18 protein-coding genes are annotated in these 24,144 nt (G+C 57.0%); 17 read left to right on the forward strand and 1 reads right to left on the reverse strand.

Annotated features, from left to right (window positions below; translation table 11 throughout):
* Positions 1-173 precede the first annotated feature (173 nt).
* Complete coding sequence (gene thrS / locus C7820_RS01970; RefSeq protein WP_116229589.1) at positions 174-2,090, forward strand: threonine--tRNA ligase; 1,917 nt, start codon at positions 174-176, stop codon at positions 2,088-2,090.
* Positions 2,091-2,255: 165 nt separating this feature from the next.
* Here the strand turns inward: thrS and C7820_RS01975 are convergent, their stop codons facing one another.
* Entirely contained in the window at positions 2,256-4,013 is a 1,758-nt protein-coding gene (locus C7820_RS01975) for an Rqc2 family fibronectin-binding protein (RefSeq protein WP_116229590.1), read from the reverse strand.
* A 190-nt stretch (positions 4,014-4,203) separates the two neighbouring features.
* Here C7820_RS01975 and C7820_RS01980 point away from each other — a divergent pair, with 190 nt between their 5' ends.
* From C7820_RS01980 to rsgA, 16 genes are all read left to right on the forward strand, one after another.
* Positions 4,204-6,999: a calcium-translocating P-type ATPase, SERCA-type gene (locus C7820_RS01980; RefSeq protein WP_116229591.1), complete on the forward strand. Its 2,796-nt coding sequence runs from the start codon at positions 4,204-4,206 to the stop codon at positions 6,997-6,999.
* A 79-nt stretch (positions 7,000-7,078) separates the two neighbouring features.
* The gene (gene dapF, locus C7820_RS01985) at positions 7,079-7,918 is read left to right on the forward strand and encodes a diaminopimelate epimerase (RefSeq protein ID WP_116229592.1); all 840 of its coding nucleotides are present in this window, start codon (positions 7,079-7,081) and stop codon (positions 7,916-7,918) included.
* Positions 7,919-8,129: 211 nt separating this feature from the next.
* Complete coding sequence (locus tag C7820_RS01990; RefSeq protein WP_116229593.1) at positions 8,130-10,013, forward strand: bifunctional homocysteine S-methyltransferase/methylenetetrahydrofolate reductase; 1,884 nt, start codon at positions 8,130-8,132, stop codon at positions 10,011-10,013.
* Positions 10,014-10,048: 35 nt separating this feature from the next.
* A complete protein-coding gene (locus C7820_RS01995; RefSeq protein WP_116229594.1) occupies positions 10,049-10,945 on the forward strand; it encodes a YicC/YloC family endoribonuclease in 897 nt (298 codons plus the stop codon).
* A 58-nt stretch (positions 10,946-11,003) separates the two neighbouring features.
* Entirely contained in the window at positions 11,004-11,264 is a 261-nt protein-coding gene (gene remA, locus C7820_RS02000) for an extracellular matrix/biofilm regulator RemA (RefSeq protein WP_006209218.1), read from the forward strand.
* A gap of 16 nt (positions 11,265-11,280) precedes the next feature.
* A complete protein-coding gene (gmk, locus tag C7820_RS02005) occupies positions 11,281-11,853 on the forward strand; it encodes a guanylate kinase (RefSeq protein ID WP_116229595.1) in 573 nt (190 codons plus the stop codon).
* A 45-nt stretch (positions 11,854-11,898) separates the two neighbouring features.
* Positions 11,899-12,123, forward strand: coding sequence for a DNA-directed RNA polymerase subunit omega (gene rpoZ / locus C7820_RS02010; protein ID WP_076169934.1), 225 nt, complete (start codon positions 11,899-11,901; stop codon positions 12,121-12,123).
* A gap of 161 nt (positions 12,124-12,284) precedes the next feature.
* Positions 12,285-13,511, forward strand: coding sequence for a bifunctional phosphopantothenoylcysteine decarboxylase/phosphopantothenate--cysteine ligase CoaBC (gene coaBC / locus C7820_RS02015; RefSeq protein WP_116229596.1), 1,227 nt, complete (start codon positions 12,285-12,287; stop codon positions 13,509-13,511).
* 5 nt (positions 13,512-13,516) lie between these two features.
* Entirely contained in the window at positions 13,517-16,054 is a 2,538-nt protein-coding gene (gene priA / locus C7820_RS02020; RefSeq protein ID WP_116231589.1) for a primosomal protein N', read from the forward strand.
* A gap of 87 nt (positions 16,055-16,141) precedes the next feature.
* Positions 16,142-16,624 carry a peptide deformylase gene (gene def, locus C7820_RS02025; RefSeq protein ID WP_076169936.1) on the forward strand — a complete coding sequence of 161 codons (483 nt, stop codon included), beginning with the start codon at positions 16,142-16,144 and terminating at the stop codon, positions 16,622-16,624.
* A gap of 6 nt (positions 16,625-16,630) precedes the next feature.
* Positions 16,631-17,563, forward strand: coding sequence for a methionyl-tRNA formyltransferase (fmt, locus tag C7820_RS02030; RefSeq protein WP_116229597.1), 933 nt, complete (start codon positions 16,631-16,633; stop codon positions 17,561-17,563).
* A gap of 56 nt (positions 17,564-17,619) precedes the next feature.
* Positions 17,620-18,945 (forward strand): 16S rRNA (cytosine(967)-C(5))-methyltransferase RsmB, encoded by a 1,326-nt coding sequence (gene rsmB / locus C7820_RS02035; protein WP_116231590.1) that lies wholly within the window; start codon positions 17,620-17,622, stop codon positions 18,943-18,945.
* Between the two features lie 154 nt (positions 18,946-19,099).
* Positions 19,100-20,140 (forward strand): dual-specificity RNA methyltransferase RlmN, encoded by a 1,041-nt coding sequence (gene rlmN / locus C7820_RS02040; RefSeq protein WP_076170163.1) that lies wholly within the window; start codon positions 19,100-19,102, stop codon positions 20,138-20,140.
* Between the two features lie 7 nt (positions 20,141-20,147).
* Positions 20,148-20,924, forward strand: a complete 777-nt coding sequence (locus tag C7820_RS02045; RefSeq protein ID WP_076169939.1) for a Stp1/IreP family PP2C-type Ser/Thr phosphatase — start codon at positions 20,148-20,150, stop codon at positions 20,922-20,924.
* Complete coding sequence (gene pknB / locus C7820_RS02050; protein ID WP_116229598.1) at positions 20,921-23,104, forward strand: Stk1 family PASTA domain-containing Ser/Thr kinase; 2,184 nt, start codon at positions 20,921-20,923, stop codon at positions 23,102-23,104. The genes C7820_RS02045 and pknB overlap by 4 nt, the downstream gene beginning before the upstream one ends.
* A gap of 121 nt (positions 23,105-23,225) precedes the next feature.
* Entirely contained in the window at positions 23,226-24,140 is a 915-nt protein-coding gene (gene rsgA, locus C7820_RS02055) for a ribosome small subunit-dependent GTPase A (RefSeq protein WP_116229599.1), read from the forward strand.
* Positions 24,141-24,144: the final 4 nt, after the last annotated feature.

A 24,144-nucleotide genomic window follows, 5' to 3' on the forward strand; every position in this document is an offset into this window, starting at 1 on the left:
TTAATCCCCGATATCGGATGCTTAATAAGGGCTTTGCATATGTACGTGTTCGGATGAACCGTCGGATGCAGGTCGAATTAGGGTGGAACCACGAGCTGAACGCACTCGTCCCTTGGGATGAGATGCGTTTTTTTGCGTTCACCAAATAGACCGAATTTGACGGAGGGAAGAACATGAACAAGGAAATACAAATCAAGCTGCCGGACGGCTCGGTAAGAGCATTCGAGCAGGGCGTCCGGCTGGAGAGCATCGCCGAATCGATCAGCAGCAGCCTCGTGAAAAATGCCGCAGCAGGCAAAATTGACGGGATCCTGGTGGATCTCAGCACGCCGGTTGAGCAGGACAGCAGCATTGAAATCGTGACGGTGGACAGTCCGGACGGGATCGAGGTGTACCGGCACAGCACAGCGCATTTATTGGCACAGGCCGTGAAGCGTTTATTCGGAGCATCTTCCGTCAAGCTGGGGATCGGGCCGGTCATCGAGGACGGATTCTATTACGACATGGATCTTCCAAGCCCGCTGACGAGCGATGATTTGTCCCGGATTGAACGGGAAATGAAGCGGATCGCGGAAGAGGATCTGCCGATCCGGCGGAAGGCGGTCAGCCGTAAGGAAGCGCTGGACCTGTTCGCGCAGCTGCAGGAACCGTTGAAGCTTGAGCTTATCCGGGACCTGCCCGAGGACGCCGAAATTTCGATTTACGAGCAGGGAGAGTTTGTGGACCTGTGCCGAGGACCGCACCTTCCTTCCACGGGCAAAATCAAAGCGTTCAAGCTGCTGAGCGTAGCTGGAGCCTATTGGCGCGGAAACTCGGACAACAAGATGCTGCAGCGGATTTACGGCACCGCCTTCCCCAAAAAGGCGCAGCTTGACGAGCATCTTCACATGCTCGAGGAAGCGAAGAAGCGCGACCATCGCAAGCTGGGCAAGGAACAGGGATTGTTCCTGTTTTCAGAGGAAGCGCCGGGCATGCCGTTTTACCTTCCTAAAGGCATGACCATCCGCAACGAGCTGGAGCAGCTGGAGCGTGAGCTGAACGCCACTAGAGGATATGAAGAGGTCCGCACCCCGCTTATGATGAACAAGCGGATGTGGGAGGAATCCGGGCACTGGGATCACTACAAGGACAACATGTATTTTACCCAGGTAGACGAGACGGAATATGCGCTGAAGCCGATGAACTGCCCGGGGCATATGCTGATTTTCAAAAGCGGCCTTCGCTCCTACCGCGAGCTGCCGATCCGGCTGGCCGAGTTCGGACAGGTTCACCGCCACGAGTATTCGGGCGCGCTGAGCGGCATGATGCGTGTGCGGACGTTTTGCCAGGATGACGCTCACCTCTTTGTCAGACCTGACCAAATCGAGGAGGAGATCGCCGGCGTCATCGACCTGATCGACTATATGTACGGCATATTCGGCTTCTCTTACCGGATCGAACTGTCGACGCGGCCGGAGGATTCCATGGGCTCGGATGAGCTGTGGGAGCAGGCCGAGCAGTCGCTGCGCAGCGTGCTGGAGCGGCGGGGGATCGAATACCGCTTGAACGAGGGGGACGGAGCTTTCTACGGTCCGAAAATCGATTTTCATATTCTCGACGCCCTGAAGCGCAGCTGGCAGTGCGGGACGATCCAGCTCGATTTTCAAATGCCGGAGAAGTTTGGTCTCAGCTATGTCGGTGAATACAACCAGAAGCATCGCCCGGTCATCATTCACCGCGCCGTCTACGGCTCCATCGACCGTTTCATCGGCATTCTGACGGAGCATTACTCGGGAGCTTTTCCGCTGTGGCTGGCACCGGTCCAGGCCAAGGTCGTCCCGGTATCCGAGCACGATCTGGATTATGCTTATCAGGTTAAGCAGTCGCTTGCGAACGAGGGCATCCGGGTTGAGGTCAGCGCCAAAAACGAGAAGCTGGGCTATAAAATCCGCGAAGCCGAGCTGGAAAAAGTGCCGTACGTGCTCGTCGTCGGCAAGAGCGAGCAGGAGGCGGGTGCAGCGGCGGTCCGCAAGCGGGGCGAAGGGGATCTTGGCATGCAGCAGCTGCCGGACATCATCGAGCGCTTAAACCGGGAAATCCGGAAGAAATAAACGGGACAATAAATCAGGAAGACATCAAAAAAGGCTGTATCCCACCCGCTCTTAGGAACGGAGGATATAGCCTTTTCTATTATGGGTGCTCAAGTTTACGGACGTTCATTGAGCACGGTCCAACCGCATTCTTTCTATTATTTTGAAATCTCAAGCTTTGTATGATTATTTAATGACGCTCGGAAGCGACTTGATCAATTCCTCGTCAGGCGTGACGATCAGCGTCCGCTGGTGATCATAAATGACAAAGCCCGGTTTGGCGCCGCTCGGCTTATGCACATGGCGGATCAGGGTGCAGTCGACCGGCACGCTGCTGGATTCCTTGGCCTGGCTGAAGTAAGCGGCCAATTGGGCGGCTTCCTCCAGGGTCTGGTCCCCGAACTGGCTGCTGCGAATGACGACGTGGGACCCGGGGATATCCTTGGTGTGCAGCCACGTATCACTGCCGCTGGCCAGTTTGTTGGTCACGTATTCGTTCTGCAGGTTGTTTTTGCCTACGTAAATTTCGATGCCCTCGGATGATGTGAATACATGCAGGGTGGGGCGGTCGTTTTTCTTCTTTTTGCGCGTTTTTTTGCTGCGGTCGCGGAGATATCCCTGCTGAACGAGCTCCTCACGGATTTCGTCGATATCGTTCATGGATGCATGGGCCAGCTGCTGGAGCAGGTCATCCATGTAGCGGATCTCTTCCTTCGTTATAGCAAGCTGCTCGTCGATGACGGCCAGACTGTTTTTGTACTTATTATATTTCTTAAAATACCGCTGGGCGTTATCGGAAGGGCTGAGCAGCGGGTCCAGCGGAATGGCCACTTCCTTCTGGTCCTCGTCATAGAAGTTGGTCAGCACCGCCTCCTTGTCCCCCTTTGCAATCGTATGCAGGGAGGCAAACAGCAGCTCGCCGTAAATCCGGTACTGGTCCGCATCGGCCGCTTCCTCCAGATCGGCGTGCAGGTGGTCCAGCTTTTTAATGTTTTTGGCGCGCTCATTGTGCAGGAAACGCAGCAGATCGCTCGTCTTTTGCTTGACGGTGTCGCGCTCGGCTTTTTCGCCGTAATAATCCTCCATGCATGTGCTGATGGATTCATAGCGTTTGACCTCTTCCTGAATCATCGTCAGCTCGACGGCGGAAAAAACCATTTTCCCCTTGGCGTTCGCTCCCGACATCGGTTGGTACGCCTGCTGTCTGACACTGTCCATCAGCCCGGTAAAGGCGTTCCATAGGGCGCTTCGGCGTGCTTCGCCAGCTTCGGGCCCTTCTTCCGAGTAGGACTGAAGGCCGGCGCGATGCACGATCTCCTGAGCAACCAGCGGGCTTACGCCGCTGAACGTATCCACGATCCACGAAATCGGTTCGGCGTCCGCTTCCTCGGTATATTTTTGTGCAAATAGCTCCCCTGAAACCTCAAGCGGATTCAGCTTATGCTGCTGCGGAGGCTCCGTATAGGAAAAGCCCGGCATGATGACCCGGTAGCTGCTGATGCTCGGGGTGACATGGTGGATGCCGTCCAGGATCGTCCCGCTCGAAGGGTCTGACAAAATAATGTTGCTGTGCCGGCCCATCAATTCGATGATGAGCTGCTTTGAAGAGACGTCCCCCAGCTCATCCCGCTGTCTGACGGTAATATGAATGATCCGCTCCATTCCAACCTGCCGGATGTCTTCGATGATGCCTCCTTCGCAGTGTTTGCGCAGCAGCATGCAGAACATCGGCGCCTCCTGCGGATTCAGAAAGCTTCGCTCGGTGAAGTGCACCCGCGGATACGTCGGGTTGGCCGACAGCAGCAGCTTGGCGTTGCCCTCCCGGGTCCGGAGGTGAAAGAGCAGGTCGTGATCGTTGGGCTGGTATATTTTACTGATCCGGGCGCCCTGAATGCTTTGCAGCTCATGGACAAGGGCCCGCGTTACGATTCCATCTAATGCCATAGTGTATCTCCCATCTTTACGCTGTACTTGGTTACGATTGCCTCCATACTATGATGCCATAGTTTGGCCAAAAACTTAAGAGGCCAGGCTTGTGATATTTTAGGCCCTGTCCGAATACATTTACGATAGAACAGGTGGAAAAGCTGTTGAACACCCGCAGCGCACAAAGACCGGGAGGGAAAGGGAAGCTATGGAACAAAAAAAATGGCATCAGTTGGACGCGGAAGAACTGCAGCATGTCCTCGGCGTTCACCCGCAGCAGGGCCTTTCGGAAGAAGAGGCGGAGGAAAGACGGAAGAAAAACGGATGGAACGAGCTTTCGGAAGGAAAGCGTATTTCTCCTTTGGCCTTATTTCTGAACCAATTTAAAGATTTCATGGTGCTGGTGCTGATGGGGGCAACGCTGGTTTCGGGCCTCCTCGGCGAATACCTGGACGCCATCACCATTATCGCCATCATTTTGCTGAACGGGGTCCTCGGCTTCATCCAGGAGTTCAAGGCGGAACGCTCCCTGCGCGCGCTGAAGCAGCTGTCCGCTCCGGGAGCGAAGGTGCTTCGGGGAGGCAAGGTAGTTCAGGTGCCGGCCAAAATGCTCGTTCCCGGGGACGTCGTTCTGCTGGAAAGCGGAGACCGTGTGCCCGCCGATGTCCGCTGGCTGGAAACGAGCAGCTGTTATATTGAAGAATCCGCGCTGACCGGAGAATCGGTGCCGGTAGGCAAGCATGCCCAGCCTATTCAAGAAGCGGACGTGCCCCTTGGCGATCAGAAGAACACCGGCTTCATGGGAACCATGATGACGCGGGGGACCGCCAAAGGTGTTGTTGTGCGCACCGGCATGGATACGGAAATGGGGAAAATCGCCGATCTGATCCAAAATACAGACTCGCAGGAAACGCCGCTTCAGCACCGCTTGGAGCAGCTCGGCAAAATGCTCATCATTCTGTCGCTGGGGCTTACGGTCATGGTCGTCGTTGCCGGCATTTTGCATGGACAGCCTGCCGTCGGCATGTTCCTGGCCGGCGTCAGCCTGGCCGTTGCGGCGATCCCCGAGGGCCTGCCTGCCATCGTGACCGTGGCGCTGGCGCTCGGCGTGCAGCGGATGATCAAGCGGAAAGCGATCGTGCGCAAGCTGCCGTCGGTCGAAACACTGGGCTGCGCATCGGTCATCTGCTCTGATAAAACCGGAACGCTGACGCAAAACAAAATGACGGTTACGCGCGTATGGGTTGGGGGAAGAAGCCTGGAGGTCACCGGCGACGGTTATGCGCCGACCGGACAAATCCTCGAAGAAAAGAAGCCGGTCGACGTGAAGAACGACCAGGGGCTGCGCAGGCTGCTCCAGATCAGCGCGCTGTGCAACAACGCGGAAATTTACGAGACGGCGGCTCCGGAGTCGCGCGGCAAGCGCAAAGGCAAGGAGGAGCCTCAAGGCCCGGTATGGGAGCTGAAAGGGGATCCGACCGAAGGGGCGCTCATTACCCTCGCTTCCAAAATGGGGATGACGACGCAGTCCTTGTCGGCACTGTATCAGCGGGATAAGGAATTTCCGTTCGATTCCGAACGGAAGCTGATGTCGGTCGTGGTGAGCCACCAGGGCGGCAAAATTTTATGCACCAAGGGCGCGCCCGATGTGCTGTTGAACCAGTGCACTTATATATTGTGGGAAGGCAACGTTGTGCCGTTTACCGGCACGCTCCGGCAGAAGGTGCTTGCCGCCAACGAAGAGATGGCTTCCTCCGCGCTTCGCGTGCTGGGGACGGCATACCGCGACCTGCGCCCGCATGATTCGCTGGACAGCGAAGCGGACGCCGAGAGCCAGCTCGTCTTCGTCGGCCTCGCCGGCATGATCGATCCGCCGCGCCGCGAAGTGCGCGATGCGATCGGCACCTGCCGCCGCGCTGGCATCAAGACCGTGATGATCACCGGCGACCATGGCACGACTGCCGAGGCGATCGCCCAACAGCTTGGCATTATGCCGCGCGGAGGCGAAGCCATGTCCGGCCAGGAGCTGTCGCAGATCGACGACCAGGAGCTCGATGCGAAGGTTGACAACGTGTATGTGTACTCGCGCGTGTCGCCTGAGCATAAGCTCCGCATCGTCAAATCGCTGCAGCGCAAAGGCCATGTCGTCGCCATGACCGGCGATGGCGTCAACGATGCGCCGGCCATCAAGGCGGCCGACATCGGCATTGCCATGGGCATTACCGGTACCGACGTCACCAAGGAAGCATCGGCGCTTATCCTGAGCGACGACAACTTCTCGACGATCGTGGCGGCGATCGAGGAAGGCCGGAGCATCTATGAGAATATCCGCAAATTCATCCGGTATTTGCTTGCATCGAACGTCGGCGAAATCTTGACGATGTTCTTTGCGATGATGCTCGCCCTGCCGCTGCCGCTGCTGCCGATCCAGATTTTGTGGGTCAACCTCGTGACCGACGGCCTGCCGGCGATGGCCCTTGGCGTGGATCAGCCGGAGAAGGACCTCATGGAGCACAAGCCGCGCGGGGCCAAAGAAAATATATTCGCCCGCCGGCTGGGATGGAAGATTATCAGCCGCGGCTTCCTGATCGGTTTGTGCACGCTCGGCGCGTTCTGGCTAACTCTCCGCGTAGATCCGCACAACGCCGCTCAGGTCACCAAAGCCCAATCGGTAGCTTTCGCCACGCTCGTTATGGCCCAGCTCATCCACGTGTTCGACTGCCGGAGCTCCAGATCGATCTTCCACCGCAACCCGCTGCAAAACAAGTACCTGGTGCTGGCGGTGCTGTCCTCAGTCCTGCTCATGCTCGGCGTCATGTACATCGAGCCGCTGCAGCCGATCTTTAAAACCGTTCCGCTCGGCTTCCGCGAATGGTGCATTACGATCGTCGGCGCCGGCGTGCCTACCTTCCTGATGGGCATCGGCAGCGTATGGGGCGGAAGACGCAACAAGCGGCGGGGAAGCGGCCGCCTCGTGGCGAAAAGTACAAACATTTCTGCATAAAGTCAATAGCACGGCCCGGTCCTTTGAGGTATGCTAGTGGACAGTAAAAAGCTAGCATAACAAAGGAGTGGCACCATCCATGGAATTTACAAAAATGCACGGACTCGGGAACGACTTTATCGTTATCTACGGCGAGAAGGCTCTGCCGGACAACGCGGCAGAGCTCGCCTTGAAATGGTGCGACCGCTATTTCGGCATCGGAGCGGACGGACTGGTATATATTTTGCCGTCGGAGAAGGCGGATTTCCGCATGCGCATCATCAACTCGGACGGCTCGGAAGCGGAGCAGTGCGGCAACGCCATCCGCTGCGTGGCAAAATACGTGTACGACCACGGCTATGTCAGCAGTGAGCAAATTACGATCGAAACGCTTGGGGCCGGCGTGCAGCCGGTAACGATCCATGTGGACAACGGCCTGGCCGCCACCGTCACGGTGGATATGGGCGAGCCCGTGCTCGACGGATTGAGCGTACCGACGACGATTGACGCGAACCCGGTCGTGGATGCGCCGATCGAGGCTGACGGCCGGCAGTTCCGGTTTACGGCCGTGTCGATGGGCAATCCGCACTGTGTCATTTATGTGGAAGATGCGGTGAACTTCGACCTCGCCACCTGGGGACCAAAGCTGGAAGTGCATCCGGTATTCCCGAAAAAGGTGAACGTCGAATTCGCGACCGTGAAGGACCGCGGTACCGTGGACATGCGCGTCTGGGAGCGCGGTGCCGGTCCGACGCTGGCCTGCGGAACCGGGGCGTGTGCAACCCTCGTATCCTCCGTGCTGAACGGTTTAACCGACCGGTCGGCATCGATCCGGCTGAAAGGCGGAGACCTGTTCATCGAGTGGAGCGAGAAAGACAACCACGTCTATATGACAGGCCCTGCGGCTGTCGTGTATACGGGAAGCGTTCAGGACGTTTAATCGCCCGGACTTTTGAAAAACCTGCGTTAACACCTTAATAGCCCGGGGAGCGTATCGGCGGATACGATCCGCCGGGCTTTCCTGCTTCTTGGGGGCGCAGATCGTCCAAATCCGACTCTAGTAAAATAACTGGAGGATTCTATGACTTATCTTGTGCGCCGATTTATGATACATTAATGTGAAACTACTTTTTCGGGGTGGAGGAGCCAACATGAAACCGGATTTGCGTCAAGCGTGGGATCAACAGGTGCTGATCGGCGACGGAGCGATGGGCACTTTTCTATATCAAATGGGCTTTCCTGTGGGAATTTCCTATGAAGAACTGAACCTGACCTCACCGGAGGTCATCAAAGATGTTCACCGGCGTTATGTGGAAGCCGGGGCTCAAATCATTGAGACCAATACGTTTTCGGCCAACTTCGACAAGCTGTCCAAATACGGCCTGGAGTCGAAGGTGGAGGATATCAACCGGGCGGGTGTCCGGATTGCACGGGAAGTAGCGGGATCCGCCGGCTATGTGGTCGGAGCCATCGGTTCCATCCGCGGCGGCAAACGGACCAACGTCTCGACGGCCGAGCTTAAGAAATACTTCGAGCAGCAGATTCAGGCCCTTCTTCAGGAAGGAGTGGACGGCATCCTGCTCGAAACCTTCTACGATGTGGAAGAACTGTATCTGGCCTTGTCTATCGTGCGCAAGCTCAGCCCGCTGCCGGTCATCTGCCAGTTCGCGGTTGAGGACGTAGCCCGGACCTTGGACGGCTATACGATGCCGGAAGCGTTCCGGATGATGCAGCAGCAGGGCGCGGACGTGATCGGCTTCAACTGCCGCACGGGCCCTAACGGCATTATGAGCGCGATGAAGACCCTCGGCGGCCACATGTCCGTGCCGATGTCGGTGTACCCGAATGCCGGGGTTGCCGATTATGTGGATGGGGAATATCAGTACGGGGCCAAGCCGGATTATTTCGGCCAGATGGCAGTGAAATTCGCCGATCTCGGCGCCCGGATTATCGGCGGCTGCTGCGGGACGACGCCCGCACATATCGCGGCGATTTCGTCCGCGCTTCAGGGGTACGAGCCGCAGCCGATTACGTACGGGCCGATTGACATCGCCCCTGCCCCGATCGAAATTCATGAACATCTCGCGCCAGACGGCGACGGTGAAGGTGAAGGCGGCAGCCCGAACCTGGTCGACCTCGTCAAAGAGCGTCACACCGTCATCGTGGAGCTGGACCCTCCGCGCGATTTGGATATCGCCAAATTTATGAAGGGGGCGCAGGTGCTGAAGGATGCCGGGGCGGACGCGCTGACCCTCGCCGACAACTCGCTTGCGGTTACGCGGATGAGCAACATGGCTCTCGGCCATCTGGTGCAGGCGGAGACCGGTTTGCGCCCGCTTGTGCACATCGCCTGCCGGGACCGCAACTTGATCGGAACGCAGTCGCACCTTATGGGCTTTGATGCCCTTGGCATCGATCACGTGCTGGCTGTCACGGGCGACCCCGCACGCTTCGGCGATTTGCCGGGATCGAGCTCCGTATACGATTTGACTTCTTTTGAGATTATACGAATGATCAAGCAGTTAAATGAGGGAATCGCCTTCTCCGGCAAGCCGCTCAAGCAAAAGGCGAACTTCGTCGTCGGCGCGGCGTTTAACCCTCACGGGAAGCATCTCGATAAAGCCGTGCTGCGTTTGGAACGCAAAATCGCTGCCGGCGCCGATTATATCATGACCCAGCCGGTGTACGATCCGGAGCTGATCCGCGCGCTGAAGGAAGCGACGAGCCACCTCGACATTCCGATCTTCCTCGGCATCATGCCGCTGGCGAGCGGGCGCAATGCAGAATACCTGCACAACGAGGTGCCGGGAATCCAGCTCTCGGACGATGTGCGCCGCCGGATGAGCGGCCTAGAAGGCGAAGAAGGAAGAGCCATGGGGGTTGCCATTGCCAAAGAGCTGCTCGACGTGGCGATGGAGCATTTTAACGGAATTTACTTAATGACGCCGTTTATGCTGTATGACATGAGCGCCCAGCTCATCAGCCATGTGTGGGAGAAATCCGGACGCCGGCAGCCCCCCTTGTTTCACAGATAGTTATCAATTACAATAGTGTAATGGATGTGGTGCCGATGTCTTTCAGCATGACCGGTTACGGTCAATCCGCCCTTCATTTCGGAGGGTATAAAGTGGAAATTGAAGTGAAATCCGTGAACCACCGATACTGCGAAGTGGTCATACGCCTGCCGCGTGAATGGACACGCTTTGAGGACCCTTTGAGAAGAACGGTACAGCGGTTTGTCAAGCGCGGCCGGATCGATGTCTTTATTAACAAGGAGGCGGAAGAGAATACCGCTCCGCCTGTTTTGTTAAATCATAAAGCCGTCAATACTTATATGGAGGCGGCGCGTGAGGTATCCGAGAGGCATGGCCTGAACGGCGAATTGACGGTAAGAGATCTGCTGTCCCTGCCGGGCGTGTTTCTGACACCCGAGGAAGTCGGGACAAACCAGGATCCGGAGCCTGAAGAGTGGGGACGCGTGCTTGAAGAAGGTCTTGTAAGGGCCATGGAAGGACTCGTCGCGATGAGGACTTCTGAAGGAAGCTTCCTTGCCCGTGATGTGGAGCAGCGCCTGAACCGGCTGGAGAAGCTACACGGAGAAATGGTACAGCTCGCACCCAGCGTAGTCGAAGAATACCGCAATAAGCTCAGACAAAGGCTGACTGAACTGAATGACGGTTCGTTTGCTTTTGATGAACATAAATTTGGCATGGAAATTGCTATTTTTGCAGACCGCTGCAATATCGATGAGGAATTGATACGTCTGCACAGCCATTTTGAGCAATGCAAAGGATTACTTCGTGCGGATGAACCGGTCGGAAGAAAACTCGATTTTCTGATTCAGGAAATGAACAGGGAAGTCAATACGATTGGATCCAAGGCCAATCATCTGACTCTGGTAAACCGTGTTGTCGAAATGAAAGCGGAGCTGGAAAAAATTAGAGAGCAACTGGCCAATATAGAGTAAGGCACAATTTCGACAGAAAACAGGAGAGAGTCAAATGAATAGGGGGAAGAACCTGAATATGGCAATCAAACTCATTAACATCGGCTTCGGGAATATTGTATCGGCTAACCGTATCATTTCGATTGTAAGCCCCGAATCAGCGCCTATTAAGCGGATTATTCAGGAAGCAAGAGATCGTCACATGCTGATCGATGCGACCTATGGCCGCAGGACGCGCGCCGTAATCATTACGGACAGCGACCATGTCATCCTGTCGGCGGTGCAGCCGGAGACGGTGGCTCATCGCCTGTCCAGCAAAGATGACGATAATGACGAATAACAAGATGGGGAGTAATATGTCAAAGGGAATATTGTTTGTATTGTCAGGACCTTCCGGGGTCGGTAAAGGAACCGTGTGCAGCGCGCTGCGCGGGAAGCTGCCGGATTTGGTCTATTCGGTATCGGCGACGACACGGAGTCCGCGCCAGGGAGAAGTGAACGGGGTCAATTATTTTTTCAAAACCCGTGACCAGTTTCTGGATATGATGCAGAACGACCAGCTTCTGGAGTATGCGGAGTACGTGGGGAACTATTACGGAACGCCGCGTGATTTCGTAGAGAAGACGCTGGAGAGCGGAAACGATATTATTCTGGAAATCGAGGTACAGGGTGCCCTTCAGGTCAAACAGAAGTTTCCCGAGGGGGTATTTATTTTCCTGCTGCCGCCTTCTCTGGACGAACTTAAGGACCGGATCATCGGGCGAGGTACGGAGAACCAGGCGACGATCGACCACCGCATGACGGTGGCGGTTGACGAAATCAATTTGATGCAGCATTATGACTATGCGGTGGTTAACGATCAGATTGATTGCGCCTGCAAACGAATAGAATCGATTATTATCGCCGAACATTGTAAAATCAAGAAATAAACGAAGACAGCAGCCATTTGAGAATAATAAAAGAGGTGTCGCCAAGTGTTGTACCCATCGATTGATGAAATGATGAATAAAGTCGACAGTAAATACTCGCTGGTCGTAGCGGCCTCCCGCCGTGCGAGACAGCTGCGCGAGGGCGCAAAGACCGACCTGAAGCATCCAAGATCCCACAAATACGTGGGCGTGGCGCTTGAGGAAATTTATGGGGATATGATTCGGGTGATTCCGGAACCGGTCGCAGAACGGGATGAGAATAAGGCGTAAGCCTGTTCTTCCCGGGACGGGGCTTTTTCTGCTGTTATGCGGCAGATCTTAACAAGAACTCATAATAAGTTTGCAGCAAGAGCGTATAGACGTCTTCCAGATACAACCGCAAGGTTGTATTTTTTTCTCTATCTAAATGAAACGGAAAGCGGGGAAATCGTATGTTAACCGGCAAAACCATCGTGCTCGGCGTGACGGGTGGAATCGCGGCGTTCAAGGCGGCCAGTCTGTGCAGCAAGCTGGTGCAAAAAGGCGCAGATGTCCACGTGATCATGACGGAATCGGCGAAGCAGTTTATTACGGAGCTGACATTTCAGAGTCTGTCCAAAAATCCGGTATACAGCGACACGTTCGATGAGCGCGATCCATCCGTTGTCTCCCATATCCATTTGGCCGATGAGGCCGACCTCGTTCTCATCGCACCGGCTACAGCCAATATGATCGCAAAAATGGCCCATGGTCTGGCGGACGACATGCTGTCGACGACGCTGCTCGCCACCGAAGCGCCGGTCATGATCGCACCGGCCATGAACGTGCATATGTATGCCCACCCGGCGGTTCAGGCCAACATGCGGCTGCTCGAGTCCCGGGGCGTGATGATGATCGAGCCCGGCGAAGGACTGCTCGCCTGCGGCTATGTGGGCAAGGGACGGCTGGAGGAGCCGGAAACGATCGTCCAGGTGGTGGAGCGCTATTTTGAGGCTCACAATGAATCCGTACAAGGGCAGGGGCTGCTCCGCGGGAAAAAGGTCATCGTCACCTCGGGCGGAACGGTTGAACGAATCGACCCGGTGCGTTACATCACCAATGATTCTTCCGGGAAAATGGGGTTTGCCATCGCCAAGGCCGCCAAAGACATGGGCGCGGAGGTGCATGTCGTTTACGGCCATACGGACGTTGAGCCCCCTTTAGACGTGGACGCGGTCAAAGTCCAGTCCGCAGAGGAGATGTACCGGGCGGTGCTGGAACATTGGGAGGACAGCGACCTGGTCATCAAGGCGGCGGCTGTCGCAGATTACCGTCCGAAGGTGACGGCCGCAAGCAAAATGAAAAAGTCGGGGGATACGATGACGCTCGAGCTCGTCAAAACGGTGGATATTCTGGAGGAGCTCGGCAAGACGAAGACAAAGCAGTTTTTGATCGGATTCGCAGCTGAGACGAATGATGTGGAGAAATATGCCCAGGATAAGCTGAAACGGAAAAACGCCGATCTGATCGTGGCCAATGACGTAACGGCGGAGGGAGCCGGCTTCAGATCCGATACCAACATCGTTCAGGTGTACGATGCCGACGGACTGGTCGAACAAATGCCCGTAATGACCAAGGACGAAGTGGCCCGGCGCCTGCTGACGATCGCTGCGGCCCGGATGAACGGGGCTTTGTCCTGATGGAGATGCGTGTGGCAAAGGTGATCGTCGACGTCCCGGTGCGTGATACCGACCGTCCCTTTGACTATCTCATTCCCGAATCCATGCGGGCATGGATCGAGGTGGGAAGCCGGGTTGGTGTGCCGTTCGGCCACCGCACGGTCCAGGGATTCGTGGTCGGCCTTGAGCCGGAGCCCGCGGCTGCCGGTATGAAGCTTAAGGCCATCCAGGAAGTGCTGGACGTCATTCCGCCGCTGTCCGAAGAGCTGGTGGAACTGGCCGGGTGGATGAGCCGCAGGTATGCCTGCCGGATGATTACGGCGCTTCAGGTCATGGTGCCTACGGCCCTCAAGGGCAAGGCCGAACGGTTTATCTCGCTCGGAACCCCGCAGCCGAAGGAGCCTGAGGATTTGTATTCCGGCGGCTTGTTCGAATTGGAACTGGAGCCTTCCGGCGGTGAGCGGGCGATTCTTGATTTCGTCGAAAAAAAGGGTGAGGTCACCTCCAAGCAGCTGAGCAGGCAGTTTCCGGACAGCGCACCGGTGATCAAATCGCTGCTGCGCCGGGGCGTGCTGCAGGAAAACCAATCCATCAAGGACAAGCTGCAGATCAAGACGCTGAAAGCCGTCGATCTGGCGGTAACACCGGACGAAGCGGAGGCTGCGCTGGCGTCGTTCGCGCCGAAAGCACAGCGTCAGCGTGAGGTGCTGCAGTTTATTGTGGAAATGAAAGAGATGCTTCCGCTTGCGCTGAAGGATGTCCTGGCGACGATGCAGGTGTCGGCCGCGACCGTGAAAGGGCTGGCGGATAAAGGTTACATTACGATTGAGGACAAAGAAGCGTTCAGGGACCCTTACCGGGGGCGCTGGTTTAAGCCAAGCGATCCGCTGCCGCTGACCGCGGAGCAGCAGAACGCCTATGACCGTATTGTCTCGGTGCTCGATGCACAGCGGCACGGGGTGTTTCTGCTGCATGGGGTTACAGGCAGCGGGAAGACCGAAATCTACCTGCAGAGTATCCAGCGCTGCATTGAGCAGGGCCGGCAGGCCATCGTGCTCGTGCCGGAAATTTCGCTGACACCGCAGATGGTGGAACGGTTCAAAGGGCGCTTCGGCGACCAGGTCGCCGTCATGCACAGCCGCCTGTCGGGTGGGGAGCGCTACGACGAATGGCGTAAAATCCGCGAAGGCCGGGCGGCCGTCGCCATCGGCGCCAGATCGGCGGTGTTCGCACCGTTTGCCAAGATCGGGCTCATCATTATGGACGAGGAACATGAAACGTCGTACAAGCAGGAAGAAAGCCCGAAATACCATGCCCGGGACGTGGCCGTCCAGCGGGCGATGCAGCATGGCGCGGCGGTCATTCTGGGCTCGGCGACGCCTTCGCTTGAGAGCTACCATGCCGCCAGATCGCAGGCAAATGACGAGTTTGCGCCAATGCTGCTCGAGATGAAAGCCCGTGCGCTCGGCAATGAGCTGCCGGGAGTACAAATCATCGATATGCGGGAAGAATTAAAAGAAGGCAACCGCTCCATGTTCAGCCGTTCGCTGCATCAGGCGGTTGCGGCCCGGCTGGAACGCAAGGAGCAGACCGTGCTGCTGCTCAACCGGCGCGGCTACTCCACGTTCGTCATGTGCCGCAGCTGCGGCTACGTGGCCGGCTGCCCCGAATGCGACATTTCGCTGACGTACCATCAGAAATCGAACAACCTCCGCTGCCATTACTGCGGCTATGCCGAGCCGGCGCCGTCCGTGTGCCCGGAATGCGGAAGCGAGCATATCCGCTATTTCGGCACCGGTACACAGCGCGTTGAGGAAGAGCTTGCGAAGCTGTTTCCCGGGATCCGGGTGATCCGGATGGACGTGGATACCACGACGGAGAAGGGATCGCACGAGAAGCTGCTAAAGCAGTTCCGGGACAAAAAAGCGGACGTGCTCCTGGGCACCCAGATGGTGGCCAAAGGGCTCGACTTTCCGGACGTAACGCTGGTCGGCGTCATTACGGCCGACTCGGCGCTCAACCTGCCGGATTTCCGGGCCGCAGAGAAGACGTTTCAGCTGCTGACCCAGGTCGCCGGCCGCGCCGGCCGCCACCAGCTGCCAGGGGAGGTCATGATCCAGTCCTATACACCGGATCATTATTCGATTATTCACGCCAGCGGGCATGATTACGATTCGTTTGTCCGGGAGGAGCTGAAGCATCGGCGGAACCTGCACTATCCGCCGTACTGCCGGCTGATTCTGGTCACGCTGTCGCATGAGCAGCTGCCGTTTCTCGTCCGGATGGCGGAGAACATGGTATCCGTCCTCCAGGGCAAAGCGCGGCAGAAGGGCTGGTACGGCAGCCTGGACCGGCTGACCTCGGACGCTTTTGACGTGCTGGGGCCGGTGGCATCTCCTGTGCCCCGGATAAAAAATAGATACAGATTTCAATGTATGATAAAATGGCGTGGGACCATCGACGCTGTCGGCCTGGTCAGGGAAGCCGCCGAGCAGCTCGAGGATACCGCGCAGAATCCGAAGCTTCAAATCAGTATTGATGTAGACCCGCAAATGCTGATGTAGCAGCCCTAAGCGGGGTACCGTCATCATATGGAATCATGGATGAATAACCAACAATGAATATTTGAACCCGATAAGGAAGGTGTCAGCATGGCGATCCGAATTATTGTGAAAGAACCGGATGAGGTTTTGCATAAAACCGCTAAAGAAGTGAAAGAAGTTACCCCTAATGTCAAAAAGCTGCTGAACGACATGGCGGACACGATGTACGACGCGGAGGGCGTTGGCCTGGCCGCGCCGCAGGTCGGCATTTTGAAGAGACTGATCGTCGTCGATGTCGGCGATGAGCACGGCCTGATCAAGATGGTCAACCCGGAAATCGTAGCCAAGGATGGCGAGCAGTTCGGCCCGGAGGGCTGCCTGAGCATTCCCGGATTAAACGGAGACGTGCGCCGTGCCGAGCAGGTTACGGTGAAAGGGCTGGATGAGAACGGCAAGGAAGTGACGATTACGGGCACCGGCCTGCTGGCCCGCTGCTTCCAGCACGAAATCGATCATTTGGACGGCGTGCTGTTTACCGACATTGCAGAAAGAGTGTATGAGTATACGCCGGAACGCGCCGGAAAGGAGTAATGCCTGATGAATATCGTTTTTATGGGGACGCCCGCGTTTGCCGTTCCCAGTCTCCGCATGCTGCTTGCGGAGGGCTATAACGTCGTGGCCGTCGTCACGCAGCCGGACCGTCCGCAGGGACGGAAGAAGGTGCTGATGCCGACGCCCGTCAAGGAAGTGGCGCTTGAGCACGGTCTGCCGGTGCTGCAGCCGCAGCGAATGCGTAATCCCGAAGCGGTAAGCGAGCTCGCGGCTTACAAGCCCGATTTGATTGTTACGGCCGCTTACGGGCAAATTTTGCCGAAAGCGGTGCTGGATCTGCCGGCCAAGGGCTGCGTCAACGTTCACGGCTCGCTTTTGCCGAAATACAGAGGCGGCGCACCGATTCAGCGCTGCATCATCAATGGCGAGACGGTGACGGGCATTACGCTCATGTACATGGCCGAAGGGCTGGACACGGGCGACATGATCGCCCAAGTAGAGGTACCCATCACCGAGGAAGATACCTCGGGAACGCTGTTCGAGAAGCTGAGCACCGCCGGGGCGGCGCTGCTCAAAGAACAGATGCCGCGGCTGCTGGAAGGCGGCGTCCCGGTGACGGTGCAGGATGACTCGCAGGCTACATACGCCCCGAACCTGAAGCGTGAGGACGAGAAAATCGACTGGAGCAAGTCGACGCGTGATATTTACAATCAAATTCGCGGCCTGGTGCCTTTTTCCGGGGCGTTTACGTTCTGGAACGACGACGTGTTCAAGGTCTGGGGCTCCCGCAAAGGAGAGAAGGCATCCAAGGAAGCGGCTCCGGGAACGGTCCTTCAGCTTACACCGGAGGGGATTGAAGTGAAAACCGGCGACGGGGCCTTGTGGCTGACCGATATTCAGCCGAGCGGCAAGAAGGCGATGGATGCCGGGCAGTTTATCCGGGGAACCAGCATGACGCCCGGGACGGTGCTGAAGTGAGCGGACGCGGAACTCAAGAACGGAAAGGCCGCCAGCCCTCGGCACGCGAGCTGGCGATGGATATCCTGACGCGCGTGGAGCAGGAAGGCGCCTACAGCAACCTGCAGCTGAACGCTGCGCTGCAGCGCGCGAACCTGTCCCGCGAGGATGCCGGCCTTGCGACCGAGCTCGTGTACGGTCCGATCTCCCGGATGAACACGCTGGATTATTTCCTGAACCGCTTTGTCAGCAAAGGCGTGAGCAAGCTGCAGCCCTGGGTGCGAAGCCTGCTGCGGCTCAGTCTGTACCAGATCATGTACCTGGACCGCATTCCTTCCCATGCCGTAGTCAATGAGGCTGTGAACTTGGCCAAGCGCCGCGGCCACCAAGGCATTTCCGGCATGGTGAACGGCGTGCTCCGGAACGTGCTGCGCAGTCCCGACAAGCTGGTTCTGCCGGAAAGTCTCGGACCGGCCGAACGGATCGCGCTGGAGCATTCCCATCCTGAATGGCTGGTTCAGCGCTGGATCGGGCAGTACGGGGAAGAAGCGGCCGAGGCGATCTGCCGGGCGAACAACGAGCCTCCGGCCGTCAGCGTCCGTGTGAACACGACGATGATCAGCCGCGACGGCCTGCTTGGCGAGATGGAGGAGAAAGGCATGGACGCGGTGCCGTCTCCGCTTACGCCGGAAGGTATTCTCGTCCGCAGCGGGGGCAACATGGCCCTGACCGGCTGGTACCGGGACGGCCAGCTGTCCGTGCAGGACGAGAGCTCGATGCTGGTCGGGGATGCGGTAGGTCCCGAGCCCGGCATGAGGGTGCTCGACTGCTGTGCCGCCCCCGGAGGCAAGACGGCGCACATGGCCGAGCTGATGCGGGACGAGGGGAAGATCATCGCCAACGATCTGCACGAGCATAAGCAGAAGCTGATCTGCGAGCAGGCCGAGCGGCTCGGGCTGGACGCCATCGAGCCGGTAACCGGCGATGCGCTGGAACTGGCCGGAAGGTATCCGGCGGCGTCCTTCGACCGCATTCTGCTGGATGCCCCATGCTCCGGCCTTGGCGTTATCCGGCGCAAGCCGGACCTGAAATGGGCCAAGACCCCGGGGGACATCGAGGAGATCGCGGCCCTGCAGTACCGGCTGCTGGAATCGGTATCGGCTCTGCTCAAGCCCGGCGGCATTCTCGTATACAGCACGTGTACGATCGAGCCGCGGGAGAACGAAGAGAACGTCGAGCGGTTCCTGCGGAACCACCCGGAGTTCGCCATAGCACCGGAGGCGCCTCCTGCCTGGGAACGGCTGCTGGGCACGGCGCTGACGCGGGGCGGCGGCGTACAGATTTTGCCCCAGCATTTTCATAGCGACGGATTTTACATTGCACGGATTCAGAGACTCTCCTAAACTAGCGGACCGCCCGCACGGGCAGCCGCTGCTTCCTGTAACCCGCCGGGCGCGAGCTTGGCGGGTTTTCTCTTTTACCGCTACTTTTATTTGTGTTAAAATAGGAAGAATGAGAAACAATAAGCATATGAATGAAAAGACAGGTGTGGTGAAGATGAAACCTTTTATATATGATTTGAATTTGGAAGACCTGCAAGATTGGGCGAAGGAAAACGGCGAGCCCGCGTTCCGCGCTGGCCAGATTTTTGACTGGCTCTACGTCAAACGGGTCAACAGCTTTGACGAAATGACGAACCTCTCCAAGGAGCTCCGCAAAAAGCTGGACGACCAGTTCCAGTTTGTGACGCTGCAGGAAATTACGAAGCTGGAATCTAAGGACGGAACCGTCAAGTTTCTGTTCGGCCTGCATGACGACCATGCGATTGAAACGGTCATCATGAAGCATAGCTACGGCAACAGCATCTGTGTCACGACCCAGGTCGGCTGCCGTATCGGCTGCACCTTTTGCGCCTCGACGCTGGGCGGTCTGAAGCGGAACCTGACGGCCGGGGAGATCGTGGCCCAGGTGGTGCAGGCCCAGAAGATTCTGGACGAGAAAGGGGAGCGCGTCAGCAGCATCGTCATCATGGGCTCGGGCGAGCCTTTTGAAAACTATGAAGCGACGATGAAGTTCCTGCGTATTATGATTCATGAAAAAGGACTGAACATCGGGCAGCGGCATATTACCGTCTCCACGAGCGGCATCGTGCCGAACATATATAAATTCGCTAACGAGGACACCCAGATCAATCTGGCGATTTCCATTCATGCGCCGAACGATGTGCTCCGCTCGAAGCTGATGCCCGTGAACCGCCGTTATCCGTTCGAGGATGTGATGGAATCCCTTCGCTATTACCTGGCCAAAACAGGCCGGCGGATCACGTTTGAGTACGCGCTGATCGGCGGCGTTAACGACCGTCCGGAGCATGCCCAGGAGCTGGCGAACGTGCTCAAGGATATGCTGTGCCACGTCAACCTGATTCCGGTCAATCACGTACCGGAGCGGAAGTATGTCAGAACGTCCCGTAACGATATATTCCAGTTTCAACGGGTTCTCGCCGATAGCGGCGTGAACGTGACGATCCGCCGCGAGCAGGGCCACGATATCGCGGCTGCCTGCGGACAGCTGCGGGCCAAGCACATGGAGTTGAGGTGAGAGGAATTTGATCAAAACTGTTCATGTCAGTAACGTTGGCCGGGTTCGCTCGGTCAATGAAGACTCGGTATGGGTCGGCCAGCTGCCGCAGGGCTATACCCTCGGGATCGTCGCTGACGGCATGGGAGGGCATCAGGCAGGCGATACGGCCAGCCGGCTGGCCGTCGAAACCATGACGGGCGACCTGTCCTCGCTAGAATCGGGCATTTCGCCGGAAGGCCTGAAGGCCGCGCTTAGCGACGCCATCCTGCACGCCAATGATGTGATTTATACCGAGGCCTCCAAACACGAGGAATTTTACAATATGGGAACGACGGTCGTGGCCCTGCTCCTGAGCGGGGAATCCGGCTACATTGGACATATCGGCGACAGCCGGGCCTACAAGGTTGCCGGCGGCGAGGTCGTCCAATTAACGGAAGACCATAAACTGGTGTATGAATTGTACAAACGCGGACAAATCAGCCTGGAGAATATGAAAGTCCATCCGATGCGCAATGCGATTACGCGCGCGCTTGGAACGGACGCCGACGTGTCCGTGGACCTGTATCCCATCAGCCTCTCCCCCGGAGAGGTGCTGCTCTTGTGCAGCGACGGCTTAAGCGATCTGGTCAGCTCCGAGCACATCGGGCAAATATCCGGAAACCGCGAGCTGCCGCTGGAAGAAAGAGCGGACCGTTTACTTCAACTGGCACTTCTCGCCGGAGGCGATGACAACATTACCGTCGCCCTGTTCGAACTTCAAGACGAAGTCGCCGGGCAAAGCATAAAGGAGTGGGATTCATGATCGGACACGAATTGGGCGGTCGTTATGAGGTGATCGAGCGGATCGGTGGCGGCGGAATGGCACTCGTTTACAAAGCTCATGATATTTTACTGGGCAGGAACGTAGCCATTAAGGTGCTGCGCCAACAGTTTGTGCACGATGAGGAATTTATTCGCCGTTTCCGCCGGGAGGCACAGTCAGCGGCTTCGCTATCGCATTCGAACGTGGTCAGCATTTATGATGTGGGCCAGGAAGACGACATTCATTATATCGTTATGGAATACGTCGAGGGACATAATCTCGATGAGATCATCAAGGAGCGGGCTCCCCTGCAGGTGGACGAAGCGGTGCGAATCGCCTCGCAGATTTGCGACGCGCTGGATCACGCGCATCAGAATCAAATCATCCACCGGGATATCAAGCCGCATAACATTATGATCGGCCGCAACGGCCGGGTAAAGGTAACGGATTTCGGGATTGCCCGCGCCGTTACGTCGACGACAATTACGCAGACGGGTTCGGTGGTCGGATCGGTTCATTATTTTTCTCCGGAGCATGCCAAGGGCGTGGTGACCGGGGAAAAGTCGGATTTATATTCTCTTGGTATCGTACTGTACCAGATGCTGACCGCACGTCTGCCGTTTTTGGGGGAGAGCCCGATCAGCGTGGCGCTTAAGCATCTTCAAGAGGAGTTTGAGGAGCCGCGTGAGGTGAATCCTCTCATTCCGCAGAGCGTCGAGAACATCATTTTGAAATCGATGCGCAAAAATCCGCAGGAGCGTTACCAGTCTGCCAAGGAAATGCTTCAGGACCTGGAGACCTGCCTGCTGCCGGAGCGCCGGAATGAGCCGAAGATCGAGTTTGACGATATGGACGATGAGGATCGGACCCGCGTCATTCCGGCCATCAAGCCCCAGCCGCGCTCCATTTCGAGAGCGAAAGCACAGGCCGTGGAGGACGATGACGAGGCGGACGAGCCGGTGGTCGGCAAAAGCAAGCCAAAGAAGAAAAAGTCGGGCAGGGCAGCGCTGTGGATCAGCTTGACCCTGGTCGTTCTATTGGCTTTGGGCGGTGTGGTGTGGTACGTCAACCAGAAGCTGGTCGTGCCGAACGTCACCGTACCGAGCGTCATTAACATGACCGAGGATCAGGCGCGCAAAGCGCTAAGTGACAAGGGGCTCCTGGTGGAAGATCCGGTCATCCGGAAGTACAACAAGGACTTTGGTGATGGCGTCGTCTATAAACAGAGCAGGCCGGAAGGCACGGTCGTCAAAGAAGGCGCGGCGATTCAGCTGACGGTGAGCACGGAGAAGCCGAAGGTACCGATGCCTGACGTGAAGGGTTATACGTTTGACGATGCGAGAAAAGCATTGAATGCCAAGGGCATTAAAGACGATAACATCAAAAAGAAAGAGGAATTCAGCGACAATGTTGAAAAGGGACTGATCATCAGTTCTGACCCTGGAGCTAACGACGAAATCGATGTGGATACCCAGGAGATTACACTGACGGTCAGCCAAGGCCCAGAAACCGTAAAAATGCCCGATTTGATCGGCAAGACACTGCAGGAGGCTCAAGATCTTCTAACGCAGAAGAAGCTGAAGCTGCTGCGGGTCGTCGAGGAAGACAGCTATACGGTGGAAAAAGGGAAGGTCATCAAGCAGTTCCCGTTTGACCCGAATATGCCGGCCACGCCGAATGCCGAAATCACGCTCACGATAAGCAAAGGCTATCCGGCGGATGCCCTGAACTATACGCTGAACCTGCCTGTGGCTCCGGTCGAGGAAGGCAAAAATACGAAAATCCAGATCAAATACTCGGACGCCCATACCGAAGGCAAAACGGTCGATTGGGGAACGAAGACGGTCCAAACGACGCAGGTGCTGCCGATCGATCTGGTGGTCGATCCGAACAGGGACGCTGTCGTCACGGTGCTTCGCGACGGACAGGTGTTCGATACGTATTCGATACGGTATACCGATGTACGAAATGGCACCGTTCCGACGATCGAGCTCCCGGCCATGGGGAGCGAGGATCCCGGTGATCCGGGCCATGAGGGTGAACCCGGTGATCAGGGAGATTCCGGCAACGGGGATGATCCAGGATCAGACGAGACCGGATTTCTGAACGACCACCCGGGGAAGGGCAAAGGTAAGGACAAGGGTAAGGGGCCCGACACCGAAAACGTCATTTACAGATAACCAACGTGTCATCCGGACATATTGAATAGATGTCAAAGTTAGTTAACTTTTAACAAATCATATTATCTCCGGCTCCTGCCTCACCGGCAGAAGCCGGAAAGAAAGAGAGGCCTTGCAATGTATGCCTGATGGAGTAATCGTGAAAGCTCTGAGCGGATACTACTATGTCAAACCGCTGGAGAACGGAAAAGCCGTAGGAAGCGCCGAAGCCGTACAGTGCCGTGCGCGGGGGATCTTCAAGAAGAGAGGCACCTCTCCGCTTGTCGGGGATCATGTGGTGTACTCCCTTACCGAGAACGGTGAGGGGATGGTGGATGAGATCAAGCCCCGCCGATCCGAACTGATCCGCCCGCCCGTTGCCAATGCGGAGCTTGCGGTCCTGCTGTTTTCCGTTCGTGAACCGGACCTCAACCTGTCCCTGCTTGACAAATTTCTGGTCCATATTGAGCATTCCGGCCTGGAGACGATCATTTGTCTCACCAAACAGGATCTGCTTGCCGCGGATACGGATGCCCAGGACCCGGTAATGGCCGTCAAGGAGCTCTATGAGCGGATCGGTTATGAGGTTCTGGTTACGAGTTCACGTTCCGGCCTGGGAAGCAGCGAGCTGAAGGAACGCCTTACGGACGTCATCAGCGTGTTTTCGGGCCAATCGGGCGTCGGCAAGTCCTCGCTTCTGAACCGGCTCGTTCCCGGACTTTCCCTCGAGACGAGCGCCATCAGCATGAGACTGGGGCGGGGAAAGCATACGACGCGCCATGTGGAGCTGATCGAGCTCGAGAACGGCGGGTTTGTCGCCGATACGCCGGGGTTCAGCCAGCTCGATTTTCTGGAGCTCGGCGTCGAGGAATTGTCCACCTGCTTCCGGGAATTCGCGCCTTACGCGGAGCTATGCAAATTCCGCGGCTGCAGCCATACGCACGAACCGGGCTGCAAAGTCGTTGAGGCGAAGGAGAGCGGGGATATCGCATTAAGCCGCTACGAGCATTATGTGCAGTTTTATACGGAAATGAAAGAAAAGAAGCGGAGGTATTAACACG

The organism is Paenibacillus sp. VMFN-D1 (assembly GCF_003386155.1).
GTDB lineage: Bacteria > Bacillota > Bacilli > Paenibacillales > Paenibacillaceae > Paenibacillus_AQ > Paenibacillus_AQ favisporus.